This is a genomic window from Aquitalea denitrificans (genome assembly GCF_009856625.1).
Lineage (GTDB): Bacteria > Pseudomonadota > Gammaproteobacteria > Burkholderiales > Chromobacteriaceae > Aquitalea > Aquitalea denitrificans.
Map to the genome: position 1 here is coordinate 3216255 of NZ_CP047241.1, position 19397 is coordinate 3235651.

Here is a 19397-nt window from a genome sequence, read left to right on the forward strand (position 1 = left end):
CTTGCCACCTGTCAGCGGCGCATGGAGTCGAAGAAGGCCAGATTGGACTTGGTGGCCTTGATCTTGTCCTGCAGGAATTCCATTGCCTCGATATCGTCCATCGGGTACAGCAGCTTGCGCAGCACCCAGATGCGTTGCAGCTGGTCTTGCGGCACCAGCAGTTCTTCGCGACGGGTGCCGGAACGGTTGATGTTCAGTGCCGGGAAGATGCGCTTTTCCGCCATGCGACGATCCAGATGGATTTCACAGTTGCCGGTACCCTTGAATTCTTCGTAGATCACATCGTCCATACGGCTGCCGGTATCGATCAGCGCGGTGGCGATGATGGTGAGGCTACCGCCTTCTTCCACATTACGCGCGGCACCGAAGAAGCGCTTGGGGCGCTGCAGTGCATTGGCGTCCACACCACCGGTCAACACCTTGCCCGAAGCAGGCACCACGGTGTTATAGGCACGAGCCAGACGGGTCACCGAATCCAACAGGATGACTACGTCCTTCTTGTGCTCGACCAGGCGCTTGGCCTTTTCGATCACCATTTCGGCCACCTGCACGTGGCGGGTAGCCGGCTCGTCGAAGGTGGAGGACACAACCTCGCCCTTTACCGAGCGCTGCATTTCGGTCACTTCTTCCGGACGCTCGTCAATCAGCAACACAATCATCACCGCTTCCGGGTGATTGGTGGTGATGGCATGGGCGATGTGCTGCAACATGACCGTTTTGCCGGACTTCGGCGGTGCCACCAGCAAGGCGCGCTGGCCTTTGCCGATAGGAGCGATCAGATCAATGATGCGGCTGGTGATGTTTTCCTCGCTGCGGATGTCACGTTCGAGCTTGAACTGCTCGGTCGGGAACAGCGGCGTGAGGTTTTCAAACAGAATCTTGTGCTTGGAGTTCTCTGGCGGCTCGCCGTTGACCTTGTCCACCTTCACCAGCGCAAAATAGCGTTCGCCATCTTTTGGGGTGCGGATCTCGCCTTCGATAGAGTCGCCGGTGTGCAGATTGAAACGGCGGATCTGCGATGGGCTGACATAGATGTCATCCGGGCCGGCCAGATACGAGGTATCCGGGCTGCGCAGGAAACCAAAACCATCCGGCAGCACTTCCAGGGTGCCCTCACCGAAGATGCTTTCGCCTTTTTTGGCCTGGTTTTTCAGAAGCGCAAAGATAAGATCTTGCTTGCGCAGGCGATTAGCGCCCTCGATCTCGTTGGAAATAGCCATTTCCACGAGCTGGGATACATGAAGGTGTTTGAGATCAGATAAATGCATAGCGGCCGTTGGTCGACTCGTAAAGATTGAGCAGAACGCTGTTCGTGGGGTGTGGATGCGGATACGAAACAGGCGGCTGATGTGCCGCCTGCTTGAAGAAGTTCAGGTGAGAATAGACGCTTTAGATGTGGCTGTCAATGAAGGCGGCCAACTGGCTCTTGGCCAGTGCACCCACCTTGGTGGCGGCAACCTGGCCGTCCTTGAAAATCATCAGCGTCGGGATGCCGCGGATGCCGAATTTTGGCGGGGTCAGCTCGTTCTGGTCGATGTTCAGCTTGGCAACTTTCAGGCGACCGGCGTATTCCTTGGCCACTTCATCCAGGATGGGGGCGATCATCTTGCAAGGACCGCACCATTCAGCCCAGTAGTCGACCAGAACCGGCACATCGGCCTTCAGGACGTCTTGTTCAAAGGAGTCGTCGGTTACGTGCAGGATAAGATCGCTCATGGCTTCCTCTAGTATTCGGGGTGGTTTGCAGTGTCGTTAGCCGTTGATGGTAACAATTGACTGACCTTGGGGCAACCGCCGTCTGGTTGCGACGGAGGCACTGACCGACCGCGTTCACCCTGGCTGGCAATACGGTCGGCACGTCAGGAAATGCGTGCATAAATGCGGCTGGTCAACTGAGAATGGGATCAGACCCTGCCATTTTCAAGTAGCAGGCAAGGCCGCCGCCAGCAATTGGCGGGTGTAAGGCTGCTGCGGATGGTCAAACACCTGTGCTGTCATGCCCTGCTCCACCACCCGGCCCGCCTGCAACACCAGCACCCGGTGCGCCACTGCCCGGATGACGGCCAGATCGTGGCTGATGAACAAATAGCTGAGACCATACTTGCGCTGCAGGCTGCGCAATAGTTGCAGCACCTGCTTTTGCAGTGTGGCATCCAGCGCACTGGTTGGCTCGTCCAGCAGGATCAGCCGCGGCTTGAGCACCAGGGCACGCGCAATGGCGATGCGCTGGCGCTGGCCGCCGGAAAATTCGTGCGGGTAGCGATCCATAAAGTCATGATGCAGGCCGACCTCGGCCAGAGTGGCAATCACCTGCTGGCGCACCTGTTCTGCACTCAGCCGGGGCTGATGCAGCGCCAGGCCTTCAGACACGATCTGCGCCACCGTCATGCGAGGCGACAGCGAGGAGAACGGGTCCTGGAATACCACCTGAAAGTCCTTGCGCGCATGGCGCAGGCGACGGCCACGCAAGTCGTGCAGTGCCATGTCGTCCAGCCTGATCTCGCCTTGACTAGGCAAGAGGCGCAGCAATGCGTGGCCCAGCGTGGTCTTGCCGGAACCGGACTCACCGACAATGCCCAGCGTTTGCCCGGCCGGAATATCCAGTGATACATGCTGCACTACCGGCACCAGCCGCTGGCTGAACCAGCCTGCCTTACGGTGATAGCTGACGGTGATGTCACTGGCCTGCAGCCGTAGCGGCACCGCAGCCGGCTCCTGCGCATCATCGTCCAGGATGCCTGGCCTGCTGGCCAGCAGTTCGGCGGTATAAGGGTGGGCCGGATGATTGAAAACCTGTGACACCTTGCCGCTTTCCACCACCAGACCTCCACGCATCACCACCACTTTGTCGGCAAAGCGCCGTACCAGGTTCAGATCGTGGGTGATGAACAACACCGCCATGCCCAGTTCCTGTTGCAACTCATCCAGTAGTTGCAGGATTTGTGCCTGTACCGTCACATCCAGTGCAGTGGTCGGTTCATCGGCAATCAGCAAGCGTGGCTGACAGGCCAGGGCCATGGCAATCATTGCGCGCTGACGCTGGCCACCGGACAGCTGAAAGGGATAGCTGTCCACTTTTTCCGCCGCATCAGTAATGCCGGTGCGCAGCAGCAAGCGGATGGCCTCGGCACGGGCTTCGCGCGCCGTCAGCCCCAGGTGCATGGTGAGGGTTTCGCCAATCTGCCGGCCAATGGTGAACAGCGGATTGAGTGCATGCATCGGCTCCTGAAAGATCATGGCGATATCACGACCACGGATCTGACGCAGGCGGGCCTCTCCGGCCCCCAGCAGCTCCTCGCCGGCCATACGTACAGAACCGCTCAATCGTACATCCGGGTTCAATTGCAACAGGGCCTGGGCGGTGACGGTCTTACCCGAGCCGGACTCGCCCACCAGCGCCACCTTTTCGCCTGCAGCCACGCTGAAGCCTACTGAGGACAGCACTTGCTGACTGCCAAAGTGAGCATTCAGCGCGGCAACGGTCAACAGGGTTTCCATCTCAGCCTTTCCGGGTGTCCAGCGCGGCGCGCAGGCCCTCGCCAATGAAAATCAGCAGCAGCAAGGTGGTGGTCAGTACGGCAAAGGTAGGCAGAGCAATCCACCAGGCATCCAGATTATCCTTGCCCTGTGCCAGCAGCTCGCCCAGGCTGGGCGTGGAAGATGGCACACCCAGACCTAGAAAATCCAGGCTGGTGAGGGCCAAAATCGCCCCGCTCACCCGGAATGGCAGAAAGGCCAACACCGGTGTCAGGCTGTTGGGCAGCACATGCCGCCACATGATCTGCCAGCTGTTCAGGCCGGTAGCCCGCGCCGCCAGCACATATTCCATCTGGCGGTTGCGCAGGAATTCGGCCCGCACATAATCGGCCAGGCCCATCCAGCCAAACAGGGTGAGCAGCAGCAGGAGCAGCCACAAGCCGGGCTTGAACAGCGAGGCCAGGATGATCAACAGGTAAAGCTCGGGCAGGCTGCCCCAGACCTCCAGCAGACGCTGCACCACCAGGTCAAACTTGCCGCCAAAAAAACCCTGCAGTGCACCAAACAACACGCCCAGCACAGTGCCGGACAGGGTAAGCGCCAGCGCAAACAGCACCGACACCCGAAAGCCGTAGATCAGCCGCGCCAGCACATCGCGCCCACGGTCATCGGTACCCAGCACATTATCGAAGGACGGTGCTGCCGGGTTGGGATTGTCGGCAAAGTAGTTCACCGTGTTGTAGCTGTAAGGATTCATCGCATAGACAGCAAAATTGCCTGGCCGGGCAAACTGGTCCTGGATGAAGGGGTCCAGATAATCGGTAGCGGTATCGAAATCACCACCGAATTCGGTTTCCTTGTAATCAAACAACACTGGGAAATACAGCTGGTCGTGGTAGCGCACCACCAGCGGTTTGTCGTTGGACAGCAGCTCGGCCCCCAGTGACAGCGCAAACAGCAGCAGAAACAGCCACAGACTGAAAAAACCACGTTTGTGCTGACGGAAGCGCCGCCAGGCACGCTGGCCAGGGGTAAGGCTGGGTGCGTGGCTCATCGCTCCCCTCCGTCGAAACTGACGCGCGGATCCACCAGCACATAGCTGAGATCGGACAGCAGCTTGGCCACCAGCCCCAGCAGGGTGAACACATACAGGCTGCCCATCACCACCGGGTAATCGCGCCGCATGACAGACTCGTAGGACAGCAGGCCCAGCCCGTCCAGCGAAAACAGGGTTTCAATCAGCAGGCTGCCGGTGAAGAAAGCCCCGATGAAGGCGACCGGGAAACCGGTAATCAGCGGAATCAGCGCATTGCGGAACACATGGCGGTAGAGGATGGTACGCTCGGACAGGCCCTTGGCACGGGCGGTGTACACATACTGACGGCGGATTTCTTCCAGGAACACGTTCTTGGTCAGCATGGTCATCACCGCCAGATTACCCACCACCGAGGCCGTTACCGGCAGCACGATATGCCACAGGTAATCCAGCACCTTGTCCAGCCAGCTCAAGCTATCCCAGTTGTCGCTCACCAGCCCGCGCAGCGGAAACAACTGCCAGAAACTGCCACCACCAAACAGCACCAGCAAGGCCACGCCCAGTACGAAGCCCGGAATGGCGTAACCCAACAGAATCACCGTACTGCTGGCCAGATCGAACAGGCTGCCGTCGCGCACCGCCTTGGCAATGCCCAGCGGGATGCACAACAGATAGGTGATGAAGAAGGTCCACAGGCCGATGCTCATTGATACCGGCAAACGGGACAAAATCAGCTGCGCCACCGACTGGTGATGGAAAAAGCTGTCGCCCAGATCAAACCGGGCAAAGCCGGCCAGCATATGCCCAAAACGTTGCAAGGGCGGCTGATCAAAACCGTACAGCTGTTTTAGCGCCTGTAACTCCTCCGGCTGCAAGCCGCCGCGGCTATGCATGGGACCGGCAGCGGCCACGGTTTCGCCGGCCACGCCAGCATGGCTCAGTTGCTGCACCATCTGCTCCACCGGGCCACCCGGCACAAACTGGATGATGGCAAAGGTGAGTGCCAGCACGCCGATCAGTGTGGGAATCATCAGCAACAACCGTTTCAGGATATAGCGCCACATGCTTATTTTTTCTCCCACCAGGTTTCGATGGCCCACGTGGTCGGGCTGTAATACAGCGGCAGTTTGGCCGGCTGGCCAAAGCGGTTCCACCATGCCATGCGGTGATAAGGCAGATTCCAGTTGGGCACCAGGTAATAACCGGCGCGCAGCACCCGGTCCAGTGCATGGCTGGCGGCAAGCAGTTGCTGGCGATCGGCAAAGTGCATGAAGTTTAGTAACAATGCCTCGACTGCCGGGTCGCACAGGCCGGCCCAGTTTTGTGAACCCGGCGTCTGTGCCGCCTGGCAGCTATGGAAATCCAGCTGCTCGTTGCCCGGGCTGTTGCCGGCGGCGTACACCACCACCGTCATGTCGTAGTCGAAGTCGTTCAGCCGGCGCTGGTAGATGGCCGGGTCCACCACGCGCACGTTCAGCGTAATGCCCAGCTTGGCCAGATTCTGCTGCCAGCCGCTGGCGACGCGGTCGTATACCTTGGAATAAGTGAGGAACTCGATGCGCAAGGGCCGGCCCATGTGGTCCACCAGCTGGCCGCCCTCGTAACGCCAGCCGGCTTCAAACAACAGCTGGCGTGCCTGGCGCAGATTGCGACGGATGCCATAGCGGCCATCGGTGAACGGCGGCTCCACCGGCAGGCCAAACACTGCCGGGTCCAGCTTTTCCCGGATCGGCTCCAGCAGTTTCAGCTCGTCTGGCCCCGGCAAACCGCTGGCAGCCATCTCGCTATTGGTGAAGAAGCTGTTGCTGCGCCGGTACTGGCCGTAAAACAGGTTGCGGTTGGCCCATTCGAAGTCAAAGGCCAGGCTGATGGCCTGCCGCAGGCGCTTGTCGGCAAACTGTGGCCGCCGCACATTGAACACAAAGCCCTGCATGCCGGCACTGCGCTGATGCGGCAGCACTTTCTTGACGATGCGGCCATCATCAAACTTGGGGCCGATATACGAACGCGCCCACTGCTTGGCCATGTTCTCGGCTGATACATCGAACTCGCCGGCCTTGAAAGCCTCCAGCCGGGCGGTTTCGTCCTGGTAATAGCGGTAGCCGACTTCGTCAAAATTGAACATGCCGCGGCGTACCGGCAAATTGGCCGCCCAGTAATGCAGATTGCGGCTAAAACGGATGTTCTTGCCCAACTGGTATTGGCTCAGCACATAAGGGCCGGAACCGACGGGCGGCACCAGCACCATGTCGGCCAGTGTCTTGCCGGCGGGAATCCACTGCCGGGAAAACACCGGCAACTGGCACAGAATCATGTGCAGTTCGGAATTTCTGCGCTTGAAGTCAAAACGGATCGTGGCTGCATCCAGCGCCACCACCTGCTTCACATCGGCCCAGTACAGCCGATACAGCGGGGCGGCGCTGCGGTCGCGGGTGAGGGTATTGAAGGAAGCCACCACATCGGCGGCCTGCACCGACCGGCCATTGGCAAAACGGGCCAGCGGGTTGAGGTGAAAGCGCATCGACAGCTTGTCCGCCGCCAGCTGCATATCGTCGGCCAGCAGGCCGTAGCAGCTGTAGGGTTCGTCCTCGCTGCTCACCCCCAGGGTTTCCAGCGTCAGCGCCTCGATACCGTCCGCCTTGTCGCCCTTGAGGGAAAAGGGATTGAGTGTGTCAAAACCTCCCTGTGCCGACAGCATCAGCCGTCCACCCTTGGGTGCCGCCGGATTGACATAGTCAAAATGTGTAAAGCCTGCCGCGTATTTCGGCGCATAGCCCAGCGCCTGAGACGGCGCAGCCATGCCGCTGCACGCCCACAGCAGCAGCGTGACCCCTAGCCAGTGTAAATGTTTCATCTTGTTTTACAGCTTACGCATTAATCATGACTAGCTTATCATTGTGGTTTTTACTCTTGTCCAGACAGGCTGGCGCGGTGCGTCAGACTCTGCCACTACAAGCTTTATGATACATCCTGGCTAGAATAGCCTGTTTCCGTATGGTGGCGGTATGTTGCCCCCCACCGTTTTACGGCTTGTTACCACGATATAAACCTTTTTCCGACCGGCTGCCGCAGAGTAAAGGCAGGCTGTAGGACAATCCCCACGACAGCGTAGCCCAGGCTTGGGTATAATGCCCCCCTGTTTCTACCAAGAAGGACTCCAAATGGGCTTTCTGCAAGGCAAAAAAATTCTGATTACCGGCATGATCTCCAACCGCTCCATCGCTTACGGCATTGCTCAGGCCTGCCACCGCGAAGGTGCCGAGCTGGCGTTCACCTATGTGGTGGACAAGCTGGAAGATCGTGTACGCGAGATGGCCAAGGACTTCGGCAGTCAACTGGTATACCGCTGCGACGTACAGAACGACGATGAAATCAATCAACTGTTTGTCGACCTGGGCAAACAGTGGGATGGCCTGGACGGCCTGGTACACGCCATTGCCTTCGCCCCGCGCGAATCGCTGGAAGGCGACTTCCTGGACGCACTGAGCCGCGAAGCATTCCAGACCGCACATGATGTATCGGCCTACAGCTTCCCGGCACTGGCCAAGGCTGCCCGCCCGATGATGCAAGGCCGTAACGGTGCCCTGCTGACCCTGTCCTACCTGGGTGCGGTACGTGCCATCCCCAACTACAATGTGATGGGTCTGGCCAAGGCCAGCCTGGAAGCATCGGTACGCTTCATGGCTGCCAGCCTGGGCAAGGACGGCATCCGGGTGAACGGCCTGTCCGCCGGTCCGATCAAGACCCTGGCTGCTGCCGGCATTTCCGGCTTCTCCAAGCTGCTGTCGATTGCTGCCGGCCAATCCTGTCTGCGCCGCAATGTGACCACCGAAGAAGTGGGTAACACCGCTGCCTTCCTGCTGTCGGACCTGTCCTCCGGCATCACCGGCGAAATCACCTATGTGGACGCCGGTTTCAGCATCAACTCGATGAACGTGCCGGACGCCTGATTCCGCAGCTTTCATCGCGTATCTCCTTGGCTTCACTGAGGGGATAAGCATTACAGGGCGCTCTCCTGCCGGGACAGCGCCCTGTTTTACTTTATGGCTCCACCATACGGTGGATGGTTGCCGCCCCAAGCCCATTGCACACTGCGCCCACACCCACCTTCATCAGGAGCGCAGCATGAGCAATCAACCCGTTTTCATCCCGGTCGGTGATCTGGCCGACGGCTTTGCCCCGGAAAGCCACATCCTGCCTTTCAGCCCGCTGCTGCAAGGCCGTCAGTTGCAACTGCATTTTGCCGATGGCAGCCGTGCCCGCTTGCAAGTGAATGCCGCGGATTGCCAGCTGACGGCATTGACCGACGGAGAGGCGTCAGGCTTCAGCGGCCAGGGCCGCTACCGCGCCAGCAGCCTACGCCCCGATATCGTGTTGCTGGATTTCCTGCTGGAAGGGCAGCACGGGCATTCGCTCAGCCTGGTACTGGATCTGGCACATGGCCTGTTCACTGCCGTGGCCGGGGTGCTGCCACAGGAGGAGGATGTCGCCCGCTCCGCCTTCAGCCGCGTGCTGTCCGGTGAGGCGCTGACCGCGGTGGACTGCCGTTTTGCCCATGGCTGCATCGATCAGCCGGTGACAGCACACAGCGCGCTGCACCACAGCACCGACGAGCTGATCGGCCTGCGCAACCAGTACCGCTACAGCCCCACCGAATGCTACGAACACATCTATCTGAATAGCCACTTCTATACCTGGCAATGCCTGCAAGGGGTGGAGCAAGGGCTGGCCGATGTGGACCGCTGCCATTACTTCAAACTGGCAGAGCAGCTCTACCTGTTTGTCTGGCGGGAAAAGATTGTCCCCACGCTGGGCGTGGTGCTGATCGACCTGCAGCAGCTGAAAACCGATGGCAAGATTTTTGGCTATCAGGGCAATGACTTTACTGCCCTGTCCAATTTCCCGGTGGGTGCCAAGGCGCAGATCCTCAACCACACCAGCCATGCGCTGTAAGCCGGAGACGTACCCATGCTGAGCTTTGACTTTGCCGGCAAGGTGGTCTTGGTGACTGGCGGCGCACAAGGCATAGGTGCCGCCATCAGCCAACTGTTTGCCCGCCACACGGCCACGGTGGTGGTGGCCGATGTGCAGGCAGAAACAGCCCGTGCCACTGCCACCGCCTTGCAGGCACAAGGCTTCAGGGCTAGTGCCTGCCAGTGCGATCTGGCCGAGCCGGAACAGGCCACCGCACTTGTCGCGCAGGTACTGGCAGAATATGGTCGGCTGGATGTGCTGATCCACAACGCGGCCTACTTCCCGCTCACTGCGTTTGCCGACATCACCCCGCCCCTGCTGCAGCGAACGCTGGCGGTGAATCTGCAGGCGCTGTTCTGGCTGAGTCAGGCCGCCCTGCCCGCCATGCGCGCGCAAGGCGGCGGGCGCATGCTGGTGACTTCCTCGGTGACCGGCCCGCGGGTTGCCTATCCGGGGCTGGCACACTATGCCGCTTCCAAGGCAGGGGTCAATGGCTTCATCCGCGCCGCCGCGCTGGAACTGGCGGGCGATGGCATCACCGTCAACGGCGTGGAACCGGGCATGATCCGCACCCCGGCCATGGATAATCTGGGCGATGACAGCCTGAATGCCGCCATCGCCCGCAACATTCCACTGGGGCGACTGGGCGAGCCGGGAGATATTGCCGCCGCCATGCTGTTTCTCGCTTCGGATGCCGCCGCCTACATCACCGGCCAGACCATCATCGTGGATGGCGGTGCCACCTTGCCGGAAAGCACGGCGGCGCTGCACTGAAACAATTGGTAGCACCGCAAACGACAACACCGCCATGTAGGCGGTGTTGTTCATTGAATCCAATTGAAACTGTACTCAGGACAGTGCGTTGAAAGCCAGGGTAGGCACATCGACAATGCTGGAGCCGCCATCAGCCACAATGGCGGCCCCGGTGATGATGCTGGCCTGCTCCGACAGCAGGAAGCGACAGATGCTGGCGATTTCCTCCGGCGCGGCAGCCCGGCGCAAGGGAACATCCGCCGTTACCCGGGCATAGGCCTCATCCAGGCTGTCGCCATACTGTTGCATCAACGGCTGCATTTCTTCATCCGCCATCGGCGTTTTCACCCAGCCGGGACACACCGCATTCACCCTCACCCCGTGCGGGCCGTAATCACGCGCCAGCGAACGGGTGAGGCCAATCAGCGCATGCTTGGCGGTGGTATAGCCACACACCTCCGGCCCGGCGGCCAGTGAGGCTATCGAAGCCAGCAGCACCATGGCACCCCGGCTGGCCATCAAATCCGGCAGACATGCTCGTGCAGCAACAAAAGCGGTACCCAGATTGGCACGCATGGCGGCCTGCCACGCGGCATCGTCCGTATCCAGCGCACTGCCCATGCCCAGGCCACCGGCGCAACACAGCAGGTCAGTCACCGTGCCAAAGCGCTGGTGGATATGCGCCAGCCAGTCCGGCCAAAGCGTGCTGTCCGCTGCATCGCCCGCCAGTGCCAGCGCACCGTATTGCGCGGCCAGCTGCTGCACGGGTGCGGCACGACGGCCAATCAACACCAGCTGCACGCCGTCGGCTGCCAGCAATGCGGCGCAGGCTGCGCCTATGCCACTGCCGGCACCGGTAATCACCACGGTTTTGGCTTGTGCTGCCATCTGCTTTCCTTCCTGAAATAAGAACGGGAAAGCACAGTGTAGGCAGGCCAGCCATCTTCCCCCATCCACCAGATGGAGGAGCCGCCTCTGCATGTGGCCCACATGGTGCCGGGCAAATGGCAGATGGCGACTTGGGAACAGGCGCTCAGAATGTTAAGATATTAATCACATTGATCCGCCATCCTGAATCGCATGCCAACTTCCAGCGCACAACACCAGCACCGCCTGCCGCAGCACTTGCTGCGCGCCCGTGAAGCCGTCATGGCTTACTTTCGTCCCTTGCTCAACAGTGTGGGCCTGACCGAACAGCAATGGCGCATTCTGCGCCTGCTGGATGACCGCGGCGAAATGGAAGCCGGGGTGATTGCCGACCTGGCCTGCATCCTGTCCCCCAGCCTCACCGGCATTCTGGTGCGCATGGAAAAGGCCGGCCTGATTCACCGCAGCCGTGACAAGGTGGATAGCCGTCGGCTGATCGTGTCCTTGTCAAGGGAAGGCCGTCGCTTGACCCGTGAAGTCGCGCCGCTGTCCAATGCCTGCTACCGGCAGATAGAAGCGCATTTTGGCGAGGAAAAGCTGGAGCTGCTGATCAGCCTGCTGAACGAACTGGAACAACTGCCTGCCCCCGTGGCGCTGACCGAGGACAAGCCGCAGCCGACCGAAGCGGACCTCTGAAATTAGAAACGGAAAGCAACAGACCCCGGTGTAATGCCGGGGCCTGTTGTGTATTGTTTTACCGCGTGAAAATCAGCCCGCACTGGCCACCACTCGCCGCACCGCCGCCATTACCGCCAGCAAGGCCAGCTTTTGTGTGGACAACAGCCGGATATAGCGGCGAAAAGGCGGGAAGCTGCCCACCACTTCACTGGCGGCAAAATGCTCGACTTCCAGCCGCCAGCCCTGCTCATCCGCAATCAGTTCACAACGCTTGAAATCCAGCGGCATCAGCGCAGTGTGCAAGTCGCGGTCCTGCTGTAACAAGGCCATCAGGCCCGCCAGCGCTGCACCATCCCCCTCACGGCACAAACAGGCAAAACCGCTGCGCTGCCAGTTGCCGCGGTGTTGCAGTTGCAGCCGGGACGGACGGGATGGCGCAGTACCAGGCAGTGCCAGTACAAAGCAGCAACTGACGGTATGAAGCAGGAACTGGCTTTCCACCCGCTCCTCCACCCGGAAAAACCAGTCCGCAGCAGGCAAGCGGTATGCCGGACAGCCCTCTTCCGCACCGACCACTTCCAGCCCGTTCAGGTCTTGCGCCAGCCTGACCAGGGTTGCCCCCGGCCGGTAAGCCCGTGGCAGGCGCGGCTGCCACAGCCGCTCAAGCACCAGAGGCAACACGCTTGAGCTCCTCGTCGATCAGCGAAGCATGGCCGCCCACCTTGCCGAACTCCTCGGCCAGAATGTCTTCAATGGCTACGGCACGGAAGGGGTTCACCTTCTGGACAAACACGGTCCACACCAGTGCATACAGCGCAGTCAGACCCAGCATGATGCCAAAGGGCAGATAGATGTCCCGCGGATGCATGCCCGGCGGAGTGATGTACCAGATGGCAATCAGGATGCCCACCGAGGAGATGATCTGCGGCAGCGGGAACCAGGGCGAGCGATAGGCCCGCGGGAAATCCGGCCGGGTGAAGCGCAGACGGACAATGGCCAGATTCACCAGCAGATAAGCCACACCCCAGGCGCACACCGCCGCCAGCACCAGCGGCATGATGCGGTCCAGATCACCCTGGATGAACCAGGCATGGACGCAGGGAATGACCACCGCCACCAGAATGCCCACCAGCGGCGTCTTGAAACGCGGGTGCAGATAGGTAAACGCCTTGGGCAGCGCACCATCCACCGCCATGCCGTACAGGATGCGCGGCAATGCGGCAATCAGGGTATTGATGGTGGCGGCACCGGCAAACAGCAGGCCGATACCCAGCCAGATCTTGCCGAAGGGGCCCATCACCTGATCGGCAAAGGCCGGAATGGCCATCGGGGTATCCAGCAAATGCGGGCCGGTGGGATTTTTCGGGTCCATCGCCACATTGGCCACCTGATGCACCATGGCCGCACCGTAGATGGCCATGGTGACGGCCACGCCGGTCAGGCCCAGCTTGGCGGCACGCGGAATATTGCGACCGGCGTTTTTCAGCTCCGGGGCCAGCGGGGTCACCAGCTCGAAACCGACAAACATGAACATGGCCATGCCGATGAGGCTGAGCACGCCGCTGGCGTCACTCAGGTCCAGCGGGCTGCCAAACCAGCCTTGCAGCGACACGGCCGGGGCCTTGATGAGGCCGATGATGCCGAACACGGTAAGCGTGGCCCACATCACGAAGGTCAGCACGATTTCGGCCTTGCCGAAAATGGTGACGCCCAGCGCATTGAGGATGCCGAACAGCACCACCAGCCCAACCCCCACCATCCAGGAAGTACCGCTGTGCTCCAGCATGGTGTTGAGGTGTTCAAAGTTCACCAGCGCCATGATGCCGGACAGGATGGTTTCCGCCGTACCGGCAAACACATGCACCAGCAGATAAGCGGAAATGGTGCCGGTAATCGCCCAGAAGCGCCCCAGCCCGCAGGATATGTAATCGTAGACAGCACCGGACGTCGGCATCATCGAGGCCGCTTCGGCAAAGGTGGTGGCCTGCGCCTGCATCATGATGAAGGCAATCAGCATGGCCAGGGCAAAGGTACTGCCCGCCATGCCAAAACCGCTGGTAACGGTAAGGATGACCGGGCTGGCCATCACCACGCCGACCGAACTGGCCAGCGCCACCGGAAAACCCACCACCCCTTGCTGCAGGTGCCGGGTCAGTTTCTTCTCTATCGACATGCTGTTTTCCTCCTGAAGACTCGCTAACCATGGCAGGGAGGCACTGCAGCAGGCTTGCTACCTGTCTGTGGCGCATCAGTACACCTTCCCCATCATGCTGATAACCGGGCGCGCTTCTTTTTATGGCTGTCCCGGACGAAACCGTCACTGCCGCAAGTACTGTTCGGCTTGTTGCCGGACAAACAGCGCATGCGCCAGCGCGGTACGACTACTCACATCAAACTTGCGAAACAGGTGCAATAAATGGGTTTTGACCGTGGCGAGCCCCATGTTCAGCTCGCGGGCAATGGTCTTGTTGCAGGCACCGGTAGACAACAGCATGGCCACTGCCTGCTCGCGCTCGGTCAGCACGATGGCGGGGTCCGGGCAAGGCTGGCTCAGCGTGCTGTCCAGCGCCATGTCCAGCAGACCATGCAAGCCATGCAGCACACGCAGCTCGTCGTCGGCAAAGCCGGGCATCCGCCCTTGCCGTAACAAGGAGAAAGCGGCCACCACCCGCCCCTGCCGCCGCAGCAGGATTTCCGCGACATCCACCAGCCGGTTGCTGGCCAGAAACGGCGCATAGCGCGATGTGGCACGTTGCGCGGTCGGCAAGGCGCTGCCCAGCGTCACCACATCCAGCGGCTGGCGCGCCAGCCTGGCCGGATGCAGCGGGTCGTGCCCCATGTAACGCGCAACATAGTGCTGGTGCAGCTCTTGCGGCATGTGGCGCAAGACGAAATCATGCGGCTGCTGCTGCCGGTCCACCCGGTAAAAGGCAGTGGCGCTATGCGGCAACACATCCTGCAGCACGTCCAGACAGCGTTGCAACGGCTTTGCCACCGGTGCGTCAGCAAGCAGATGGGCCATGGTGTTGTCCTGGCAATGGGCGGAAGCAGGCGCTTGGCCCACTCCCTCCCGTCACGTGGTTCAGGCAGCCTCGAAACCGGCGGCCAGCGCACTGACGATGGCATCGCATTCTGCCTGACCAATGACCAGCGGCGGCGACAGGATGATCTTGGTGCCCACCGGGCGTACCAGCACGCCGTTTTCACGCGCGATTTCGGCAACCTTGTTGGCATAGCCGCCCATCGGATCGATAGGCTCGCGGCTGTGCTTGTCCTGCACCAGATCCAGCGCAATCATCAGGCCCTTGCCACGTACCTCACCAACGGCGGCGTATTTGTCGGCAAACGGGTTGAGCTTGGCCAGCAGGTATTCACCCTGGGCGGCGGCCTGGGCCGGCAGGTTTTCCTCGCGCACGATCTTGAGGTTGGCAATGGCCGCCGCGCAGGCTACCGGGTGACCGGCATAGGTGTAGCCGTGCATGATGACGCCGCCAAAATCCTGGTTCTTGGCAAAGGCATCGGCCACCCGCTGGTTCACCACGGTGGCACCCAGCGGCACATAGCCGGAGGAAATGCCCTTGGCCAGGCACATGATGTCCGGCTTCACGCCCCACAGACGGCTGCCGAACATGGAACCGGAACGGCCAAAACCGGTAACGATTTCATCGGCAATCAACAGCACGCCGTACTTGTCGCACACCGCGCGGATCAGCGGCCAGTAGCTGGCGGGCGGCACGATGACGCCACCGGCACCCTGGATGGGTTCGGCAATAAAGGCGGCCACGGTGTCCGGGCTCTGGAACAGGATTTCCCGCTCCAGCATCTGCGCGCAGATTTGCGCCAGCTCTTCCGGATCTTCGGTAAACGGGTTGCGGTACAGCCACGGCGTTTCCACATGGAAGCAGCCGGGCAGCAGCGGTTCGTAGCTGCGACGGAACACGGTATTGCCATTGACCGAAGCACCACCGAAATGCACGCCGTGATAGCCCTGCTTGAGCGAGATGAACTTGGTGCGGTCCGGCTGGCCGCTGACGCGCCAGTATTGGCGGGCCAGCTTGAGCGCGGTTTCCACCGCATCCGAGCCGCCGGAACTGAAGCTGACCCGCGCCATGTCTTCCTGCTTCAGCATGTCGATGAGGGTGGCGGACAGCTCCTCGGCCCGCGGGTGGGAGATGCCGTCAAATAGCTGGAAATACTCCAGTTCGTCCAGCTGCGCCACGATGGCCTGCTTGATTTCCGGGCGGTTGTGGCCGACGTTGACGTTCCACAAACCGGCCACGCCATCCACCAGCTTGTGGCCCTGGTCGTCAAACACGTAACAGCCATCCCCCCGCACGACGCGGATGGGCTGACGCTGCTTCATTTCATTGGGGTGCAGCATGGGGTGCCAGAAACGGGACTTGTCGTAAGACATGGGTTACTCCTTTGCAGACAAATGTGCGGCCGATGACGGCCAACAAAATCTGAGGCGGCTTTCCGCTTCGCCTTGCACCCCTGCTGGCCATCACGTGGCGGAACAGCAGGCAGGGATGCGCGGGACCGGTATTTTTCTTGCCGCTCAGTGCGCGATGCAGACCGACTTGGTCTCGGTAAAGTTTTCCACCGCCCCGCGACCAAACTCGCGGCCGATGCCGGATTGTTTGAAACCGCCAAACGGCAGGCTGGGGTCCAGCGGGATATGACTGTTGACCCACACCGTGCCAGCCTCGATGCGCGGCACCAGGTTCATGGCGGCGGACAGGTCGTTGGTCCACAAGCTGGCAGCCAGGCCATAGCGCGAGTCATTGGCCATGGCAATGGCCTCGTCGGGATGGTCGAAGGGCAGCGCCACCAGCACCGGGCCGAATACTTCCTCGCGCACGATGGTGCTGTGCTGGGCCGCATTGACAATGATGGTGGGCTTGACGAAGTAACCCGGCAGATCAGCCGCGCCGCCACCGGCCAGAATGCTGGCGCCTTCGCTGCGGGCGGTGTCGATCAGCCGACACACCGACTGCTGCTGGCGTGCCGACACCAGCGGATTGACCTGGGCGTTCAGGTCCATGCCGCTACCCAGCGTCATGCTGTTGGCGGCAGCGGCCAGTCCTTCGACGACCTGATTGAACTTGCTGCGCTGGATATACAGGCGGGAAGCGGCGGCACATACCTGGCCCTGATTGAGGAAGCCGCCCATCAGCGCGCCCTGGATGGCCTTGTCCACATCCACATCACCCAGCATGATCATCGGGTTCTTGCCGCCCAGCTCCAGCGAGAAACGGGTCATATTGTCGATGGCGGTATGGCCGATGGTTTTGCCGATTTCGGTGGAGCCGGTAAACGACACCTTGCTCACCAGCGGGTGGCCGGCCAGCGCCTGACCGGCACGGGAGCCACGCCCGGTCAGCACATTCACCACGCCGGGCGGAATGCCGGCCTCCAGTGCCAGCTCACCCAGACGCAGCGCGGTGAGCGGGGTTTCGGTGGACGGCTTGAGCACTACGGTACAACCGGCGGCCAATGCCGGCACCATCTTCCAGATGGCAATCATCAGCGGGAAATTCCACGGCACGATGCCGGCCACCACCCCCACCGGCTGGCGGCGGGTATAGGCGGTATAACGGGTGCCGGGCGGTACCGGAATCGACACGTCCATGGTTTCGCCACCCAGCTTGGTGGCCCAGCCGGCCATGTAGCGGACAAATTCGATGGACGCGCCCACTTCAATGGCACGCGAGATATGGATGGACTTGCCCTGGTTCAGTGTTTCCAGTTGGGCCAGCTCCTCGGCGTGCGCTTCCAGCACATCGGCCAGCTTCAGCAGAATGCGCTCGCGCTCGGCCGGGCGCAGGCCGGACCACACGCCAGAGCAAAATGCACGGTGCGCGCTTTGCACCACCGCATCCACATCCTGTTCGTTGCCATCGGCCACGCTGGCAATCACCTGTCCTGTAGCCGGATTACGCACCTCGCTGCGTTGGCCGGACTGGGCCGCCACCATCTTGCCGTCCACCAGCAAGCCATGCTCGCGCAGCAGGAAGGTATTCACCGCGTCCAGTACCACTACCCGATTGTGATCCATTTTCTCTCCACTCCTTGCAGGGCGGGCTTACCCGAAAGCAGGCCGCCTGATTTGCCTTGTCGCCATCTGTCACCGACAAGCAGCAACAGCAGCAACGCGATTTGTTGCAGATCAATATACGCGTCAGTTTTTGGCGGCCTGATCCCAAATCGGCAAATCCTGCATGGCCTGCCCGGCAGGACAGCACAGCGCAAAACAGGCAGCACCCGGACCCCGTTGTTGCAATGAAGAAACAGCAGCCAACACGGCAGGAGGATTGCCGGACAAGGCTGTGGCAAGCCTTGCCCGACAAGGGTGACAGACAAATAGATAATATATTAAGTATTTTTTGCAGCACATCGGCAAATGACCCAATATAGTCAGGACTTGGCCAGTACAAGACAGCATGTCCAAAACGGACATGCCACCAACTTGCCGCGGCAGACAAGATGGCCCGCAGAGGCCGGGCGACCGCACATGCAGTCGCATCAGATTGACATCTACATCGTCAGAAACAGCAGGTGAGCGGCCACAGGCTGCCACCGGAGAACTGCATCAGGAGGTCCACCATGCTGGCTGAAGTCCGCCATTTCGATGACGCCCAATGTCATGCCGCACACTTGCCCGGCTGGCAGCAGGTATACGACCAAATCAGTGGCGGGCGCTTTTACAGCTCGCTGTCCCGCCTGAATACCGGCCATCTGGAAGTGTTCCGCGAAGCCTTCAACCAGCGCGTGGTGCAATATGGCCGCGCCCCCGCCGACATGGTGCACTTCGCCATCCCCATCCACGCCCCGCTGCCGCTCACCCTGCAAGGCCGCGCAGTTGGCTGTCATGCCATTACCGCCTTGCGCAGCAATGAAGAATTCATCATGCATGCGCCTGCCGAGGTGGACTCCATTCAGCTATCGGTGCGCAACGAAGACCTGGCGGCACTGGCACCGGAGTTTTACCAGCAGCTAAGCAGCAAGCGCCAATGGCAGCCGGTGATCCAGATTCCGCCCGAGCAACTGGCCCACACCCGCCAGTTATTGCTAAGCGTGTTCGATCAAGCAGTGGAAAACCCGGACCTGATGCGCTTTGCCGGCAGCCAGAAGCTGGTGCAACACCAGTTGATCAGCCTGCTGCTGGACCTGCTGCACGGCAGTGTGCCGGAGCGCGCCATCAACCTCACCCACGCCACCCACTGTGACATCGTGCGGCGCAGCCAGGCCATCGTGCTGGCCAGCAGTGACGAACCGGTGACGGTGCTGGACCTGTGCCAGCAGCTGCGCATCAGCCGGCGCACCCTGCAAAACAGCTTTCAGCTGATCGCAGGCACCACGCCGGTGGATTATCTGCGCTCTATCCGGCTCAATGCGGTGCGGCGCATGCTGCTGTCAGCAGAACATGCCGGGCTTGGCGTGCGTGACGCTGCCGGGCACTGGGGCTTTTACCATCTGGGACATTTTGCCCGCGATTACCGCAAGCTGTTTTGCGAGCTGCCATCGGAAACCCGCCAGCGCAGCCTGCTGCAATAAAACCCGCTGACAAAACCCCCGCTCCTGCCCGGATTCTCCAAGAGCTTTTGTCAGC

At 60.9% G+C, this 19397-nt stretch carries 17 protein-coding genes; 5 read left to right on the top strand and 12 right to left on the bottom strand.

All coding sequences use genetic code 11. The features are described from left to right. Positions 1 to 11 precede the first annotated feature (11 nt). From rho to GSR16_RS14640, 6 genes are all read right to left on the bottom strand, one after another. A complete protein-coding gene (gene rho / locus GSR16_RS14615) occupies positions 12 to 1268 on the bottom strand; it encodes a transcription termination factor Rho (protein WP_103522856.1) in 1257 nt (418 codons plus the stop codon). 121 nt (positions 1269 to 1389) lie between these two features. Further along, the gene (gene trxA / locus GSR16_RS14620) at positions 1390 to 1716 is read right to left on the bottom strand and encodes a thioredoxin TrxA (RefSeq protein WP_045847065.1); all 327 of its coding nucleotides are present in this window, start codon (positions 1714 to 1716) and stop codon (positions 1390 to 1392) included. 204 nt (positions 1717 to 1920) lie between these two features. Beyond that, the gene (locus GSR16_RS14625) at positions 1921 to 3498 is read right to left on the bottom strand and encodes an ABC transporter ATP-binding protein (RefSeq protein ID WP_159878626.1); all 1578 of its coding nucleotides are present in this window, start codon (positions 3496 to 3498) and stop codon (positions 1921 to 1923) included. 1 nt (position 3499) lies between these two features. Continuing rightward, complete coding sequence (locus GSR16_RS14630; protein WP_159878628.1) at positions 3500 to 4531, bottom strand: ABC transporter permease; 1032 nt, start codon at positions 4529 to 4531, stop codon at positions 3500 to 3502. Next, the gene (locus GSR16_RS14635; RefSeq protein WP_159878630.1) at positions 4528 to 5577 is read right to left on the bottom strand and encodes a microcin C ABC transporter permease YejB; all 1050 of its coding nucleotides are present in this window, start codon (positions 5575 to 5577) and stop codon (positions 4528 to 4530) included. Before GSR16_RS14635 ends, GSR16_RS14630 begins: the two co-directional genes overlap by 4 nt. A 2-nt stretch (positions 5578 to 5579) precedes the next feature. Continuing rightward, a complete protein-coding gene (locus GSR16_RS14640) occupies positions 5580 to 7367 on the bottom strand; it encodes an extracellular solute-binding protein (RefSeq protein ID WP_159878632.1) in 1788 nt (595 codons plus the stop codon). A gap of 307 nt (positions 7368 to 7674) precedes the next feature. Here GSR16_RS14640 and fabI point away from each other — a divergent pair, with 307 nt between their 5' ends. From fabI to GSR16_RS14655, 3 genes are all read left to right on the top strand, one after another. After that, on the top strand, positions 7675 to 8463 hold the full coding sequence (gene fabI, locus GSR16_RS14645) for an enoyl-ACP reductase FabI (RefSeq protein ID WP_159878634.1): 789 nt from the start codon (positions 7675 to 7677) through the stop codon (positions 8461 to 8463). Positions 8464 to 8638: 175 nt separating this feature from the next. Then, positions 8639 to 9466: a MoaF C-terminal domain-containing protein gene (locus tag GSR16_RS14650; protein WP_159878636.1), complete on the top strand. Its 828-nt coding sequence runs from the start codon at positions 8639 to 8641 to the stop codon at positions 9464 to 9466. A 15-nt stretch (positions 9467 to 9481) separates the two neighbouring features. Continuing rightward, entirely contained in the window at positions 9482 to 10261 is a 780-nt protein-coding gene (locus GSR16_RS14655; protein ID WP_159878638.1) for an SDR family oxidoreductase, read from the top strand. 75 nt (positions 10262 to 10336) lie between these two features. On the opposite strand, the gene GSR16_RS14660 is transcribed toward GSR16_RS14655, so the two are convergent. Then, positions 10337 to 11128: an SDR family NAD(P)-dependent oxidoreductase gene (locus tag GSR16_RS14660; protein ID WP_159878640.1), complete on the bottom strand. Its 792-nt coding sequence runs from the start codon at positions 11126 to 11128 to the stop codon at positions 10337 to 10339. A gap of 192 nt (positions 11129 to 11320) precedes the next feature. Here GSR16_RS14660 and hpaR point away from each other — a divergent pair, with 192 nt between their 5' ends. Continuing rightward, positions 11321 to 11803: a homoprotocatechuate degradation operon regulator HpaR gene (hpaR, locus tag GSR16_RS14665; RefSeq protein ID WP_159878642.1), complete on the top strand. Its 483-nt coding sequence runs from the start codon at positions 11321 to 11323 to the stop codon at positions 11801 to 11803. A 72-nt stretch (positions 11804 to 11875) separates the two neighbouring features. On the opposite strand, the gene GSR16_RS14670 is transcribed toward hpaR, so the two are convergent. The 5 genes from GSR16_RS14670 to GSR16_RS14690 form a co-directional block, all read right to left on the bottom strand. Further along, complete coding sequence (locus GSR16_RS14670) at positions 11876 to 12466, bottom strand: DUF3156 family protein (protein WP_159878644.1); 591 nt, start codon at positions 12464 to 12466, stop codon at positions 11876 to 11878. After that, positions 12447 to 13958, bottom strand: coding sequence for an APC family permease (locus GSR16_RS14675; RefSeq protein ID WP_159878646.1), 1512 nt, complete (start codon positions 13956 to 13958; stop codon positions 12447 to 12449). Before GSR16_RS14675 ends, GSR16_RS14670 begins: the two co-directional genes overlap by 20 nt. Before the next feature lie 144 nt (positions 13959 to 14102). Next, the gene (locus GSR16_RS14680) at positions 14103 to 14807 is read right to left on the bottom strand and encodes a helix-turn-helix transcriptional regulator (RefSeq protein WP_159878648.1); all 705 of its coding nucleotides are present in this window, start codon (positions 14805 to 14807) and stop codon (positions 14103 to 14105) included. Positions 14808 to 14867: 60 nt separating this feature from the next. Further along, complete coding sequence (locus GSR16_RS14685) at positions 14868 to 16199, bottom strand: aspartate aminotransferase family protein (RefSeq protein ID WP_159878650.1); 1332 nt, start codon at positions 16197 to 16199, stop codon at positions 14868 to 14870. 144 nt (positions 16200 to 16343) lie between these two features. Further along, on the bottom strand, positions 16344 to 17843 hold the full coding sequence (locus GSR16_RS14690) for an aldehyde dehydrogenase family protein (protein WP_159878652.1): 1500 nt from the start codon (positions 17841 to 17843) through the stop codon (positions 16344 to 16346). A 548-nt stretch (positions 17844 to 18391) separates the two neighbouring features. Between GSR16_RS14690 and GSR16_RS14695 the strand changes: the two genes are divergently transcribed. Continuing rightward, entirely contained in the window at positions 18392 to 19342 is a 951-nt protein-coding gene (locus GSR16_RS14695; RefSeq protein ID WP_159878654.1) for a helix-turn-helix domain-containing protein, read from the top strand. Positions 19343 to 19397 lie beyond the last annotated feature (55 nt).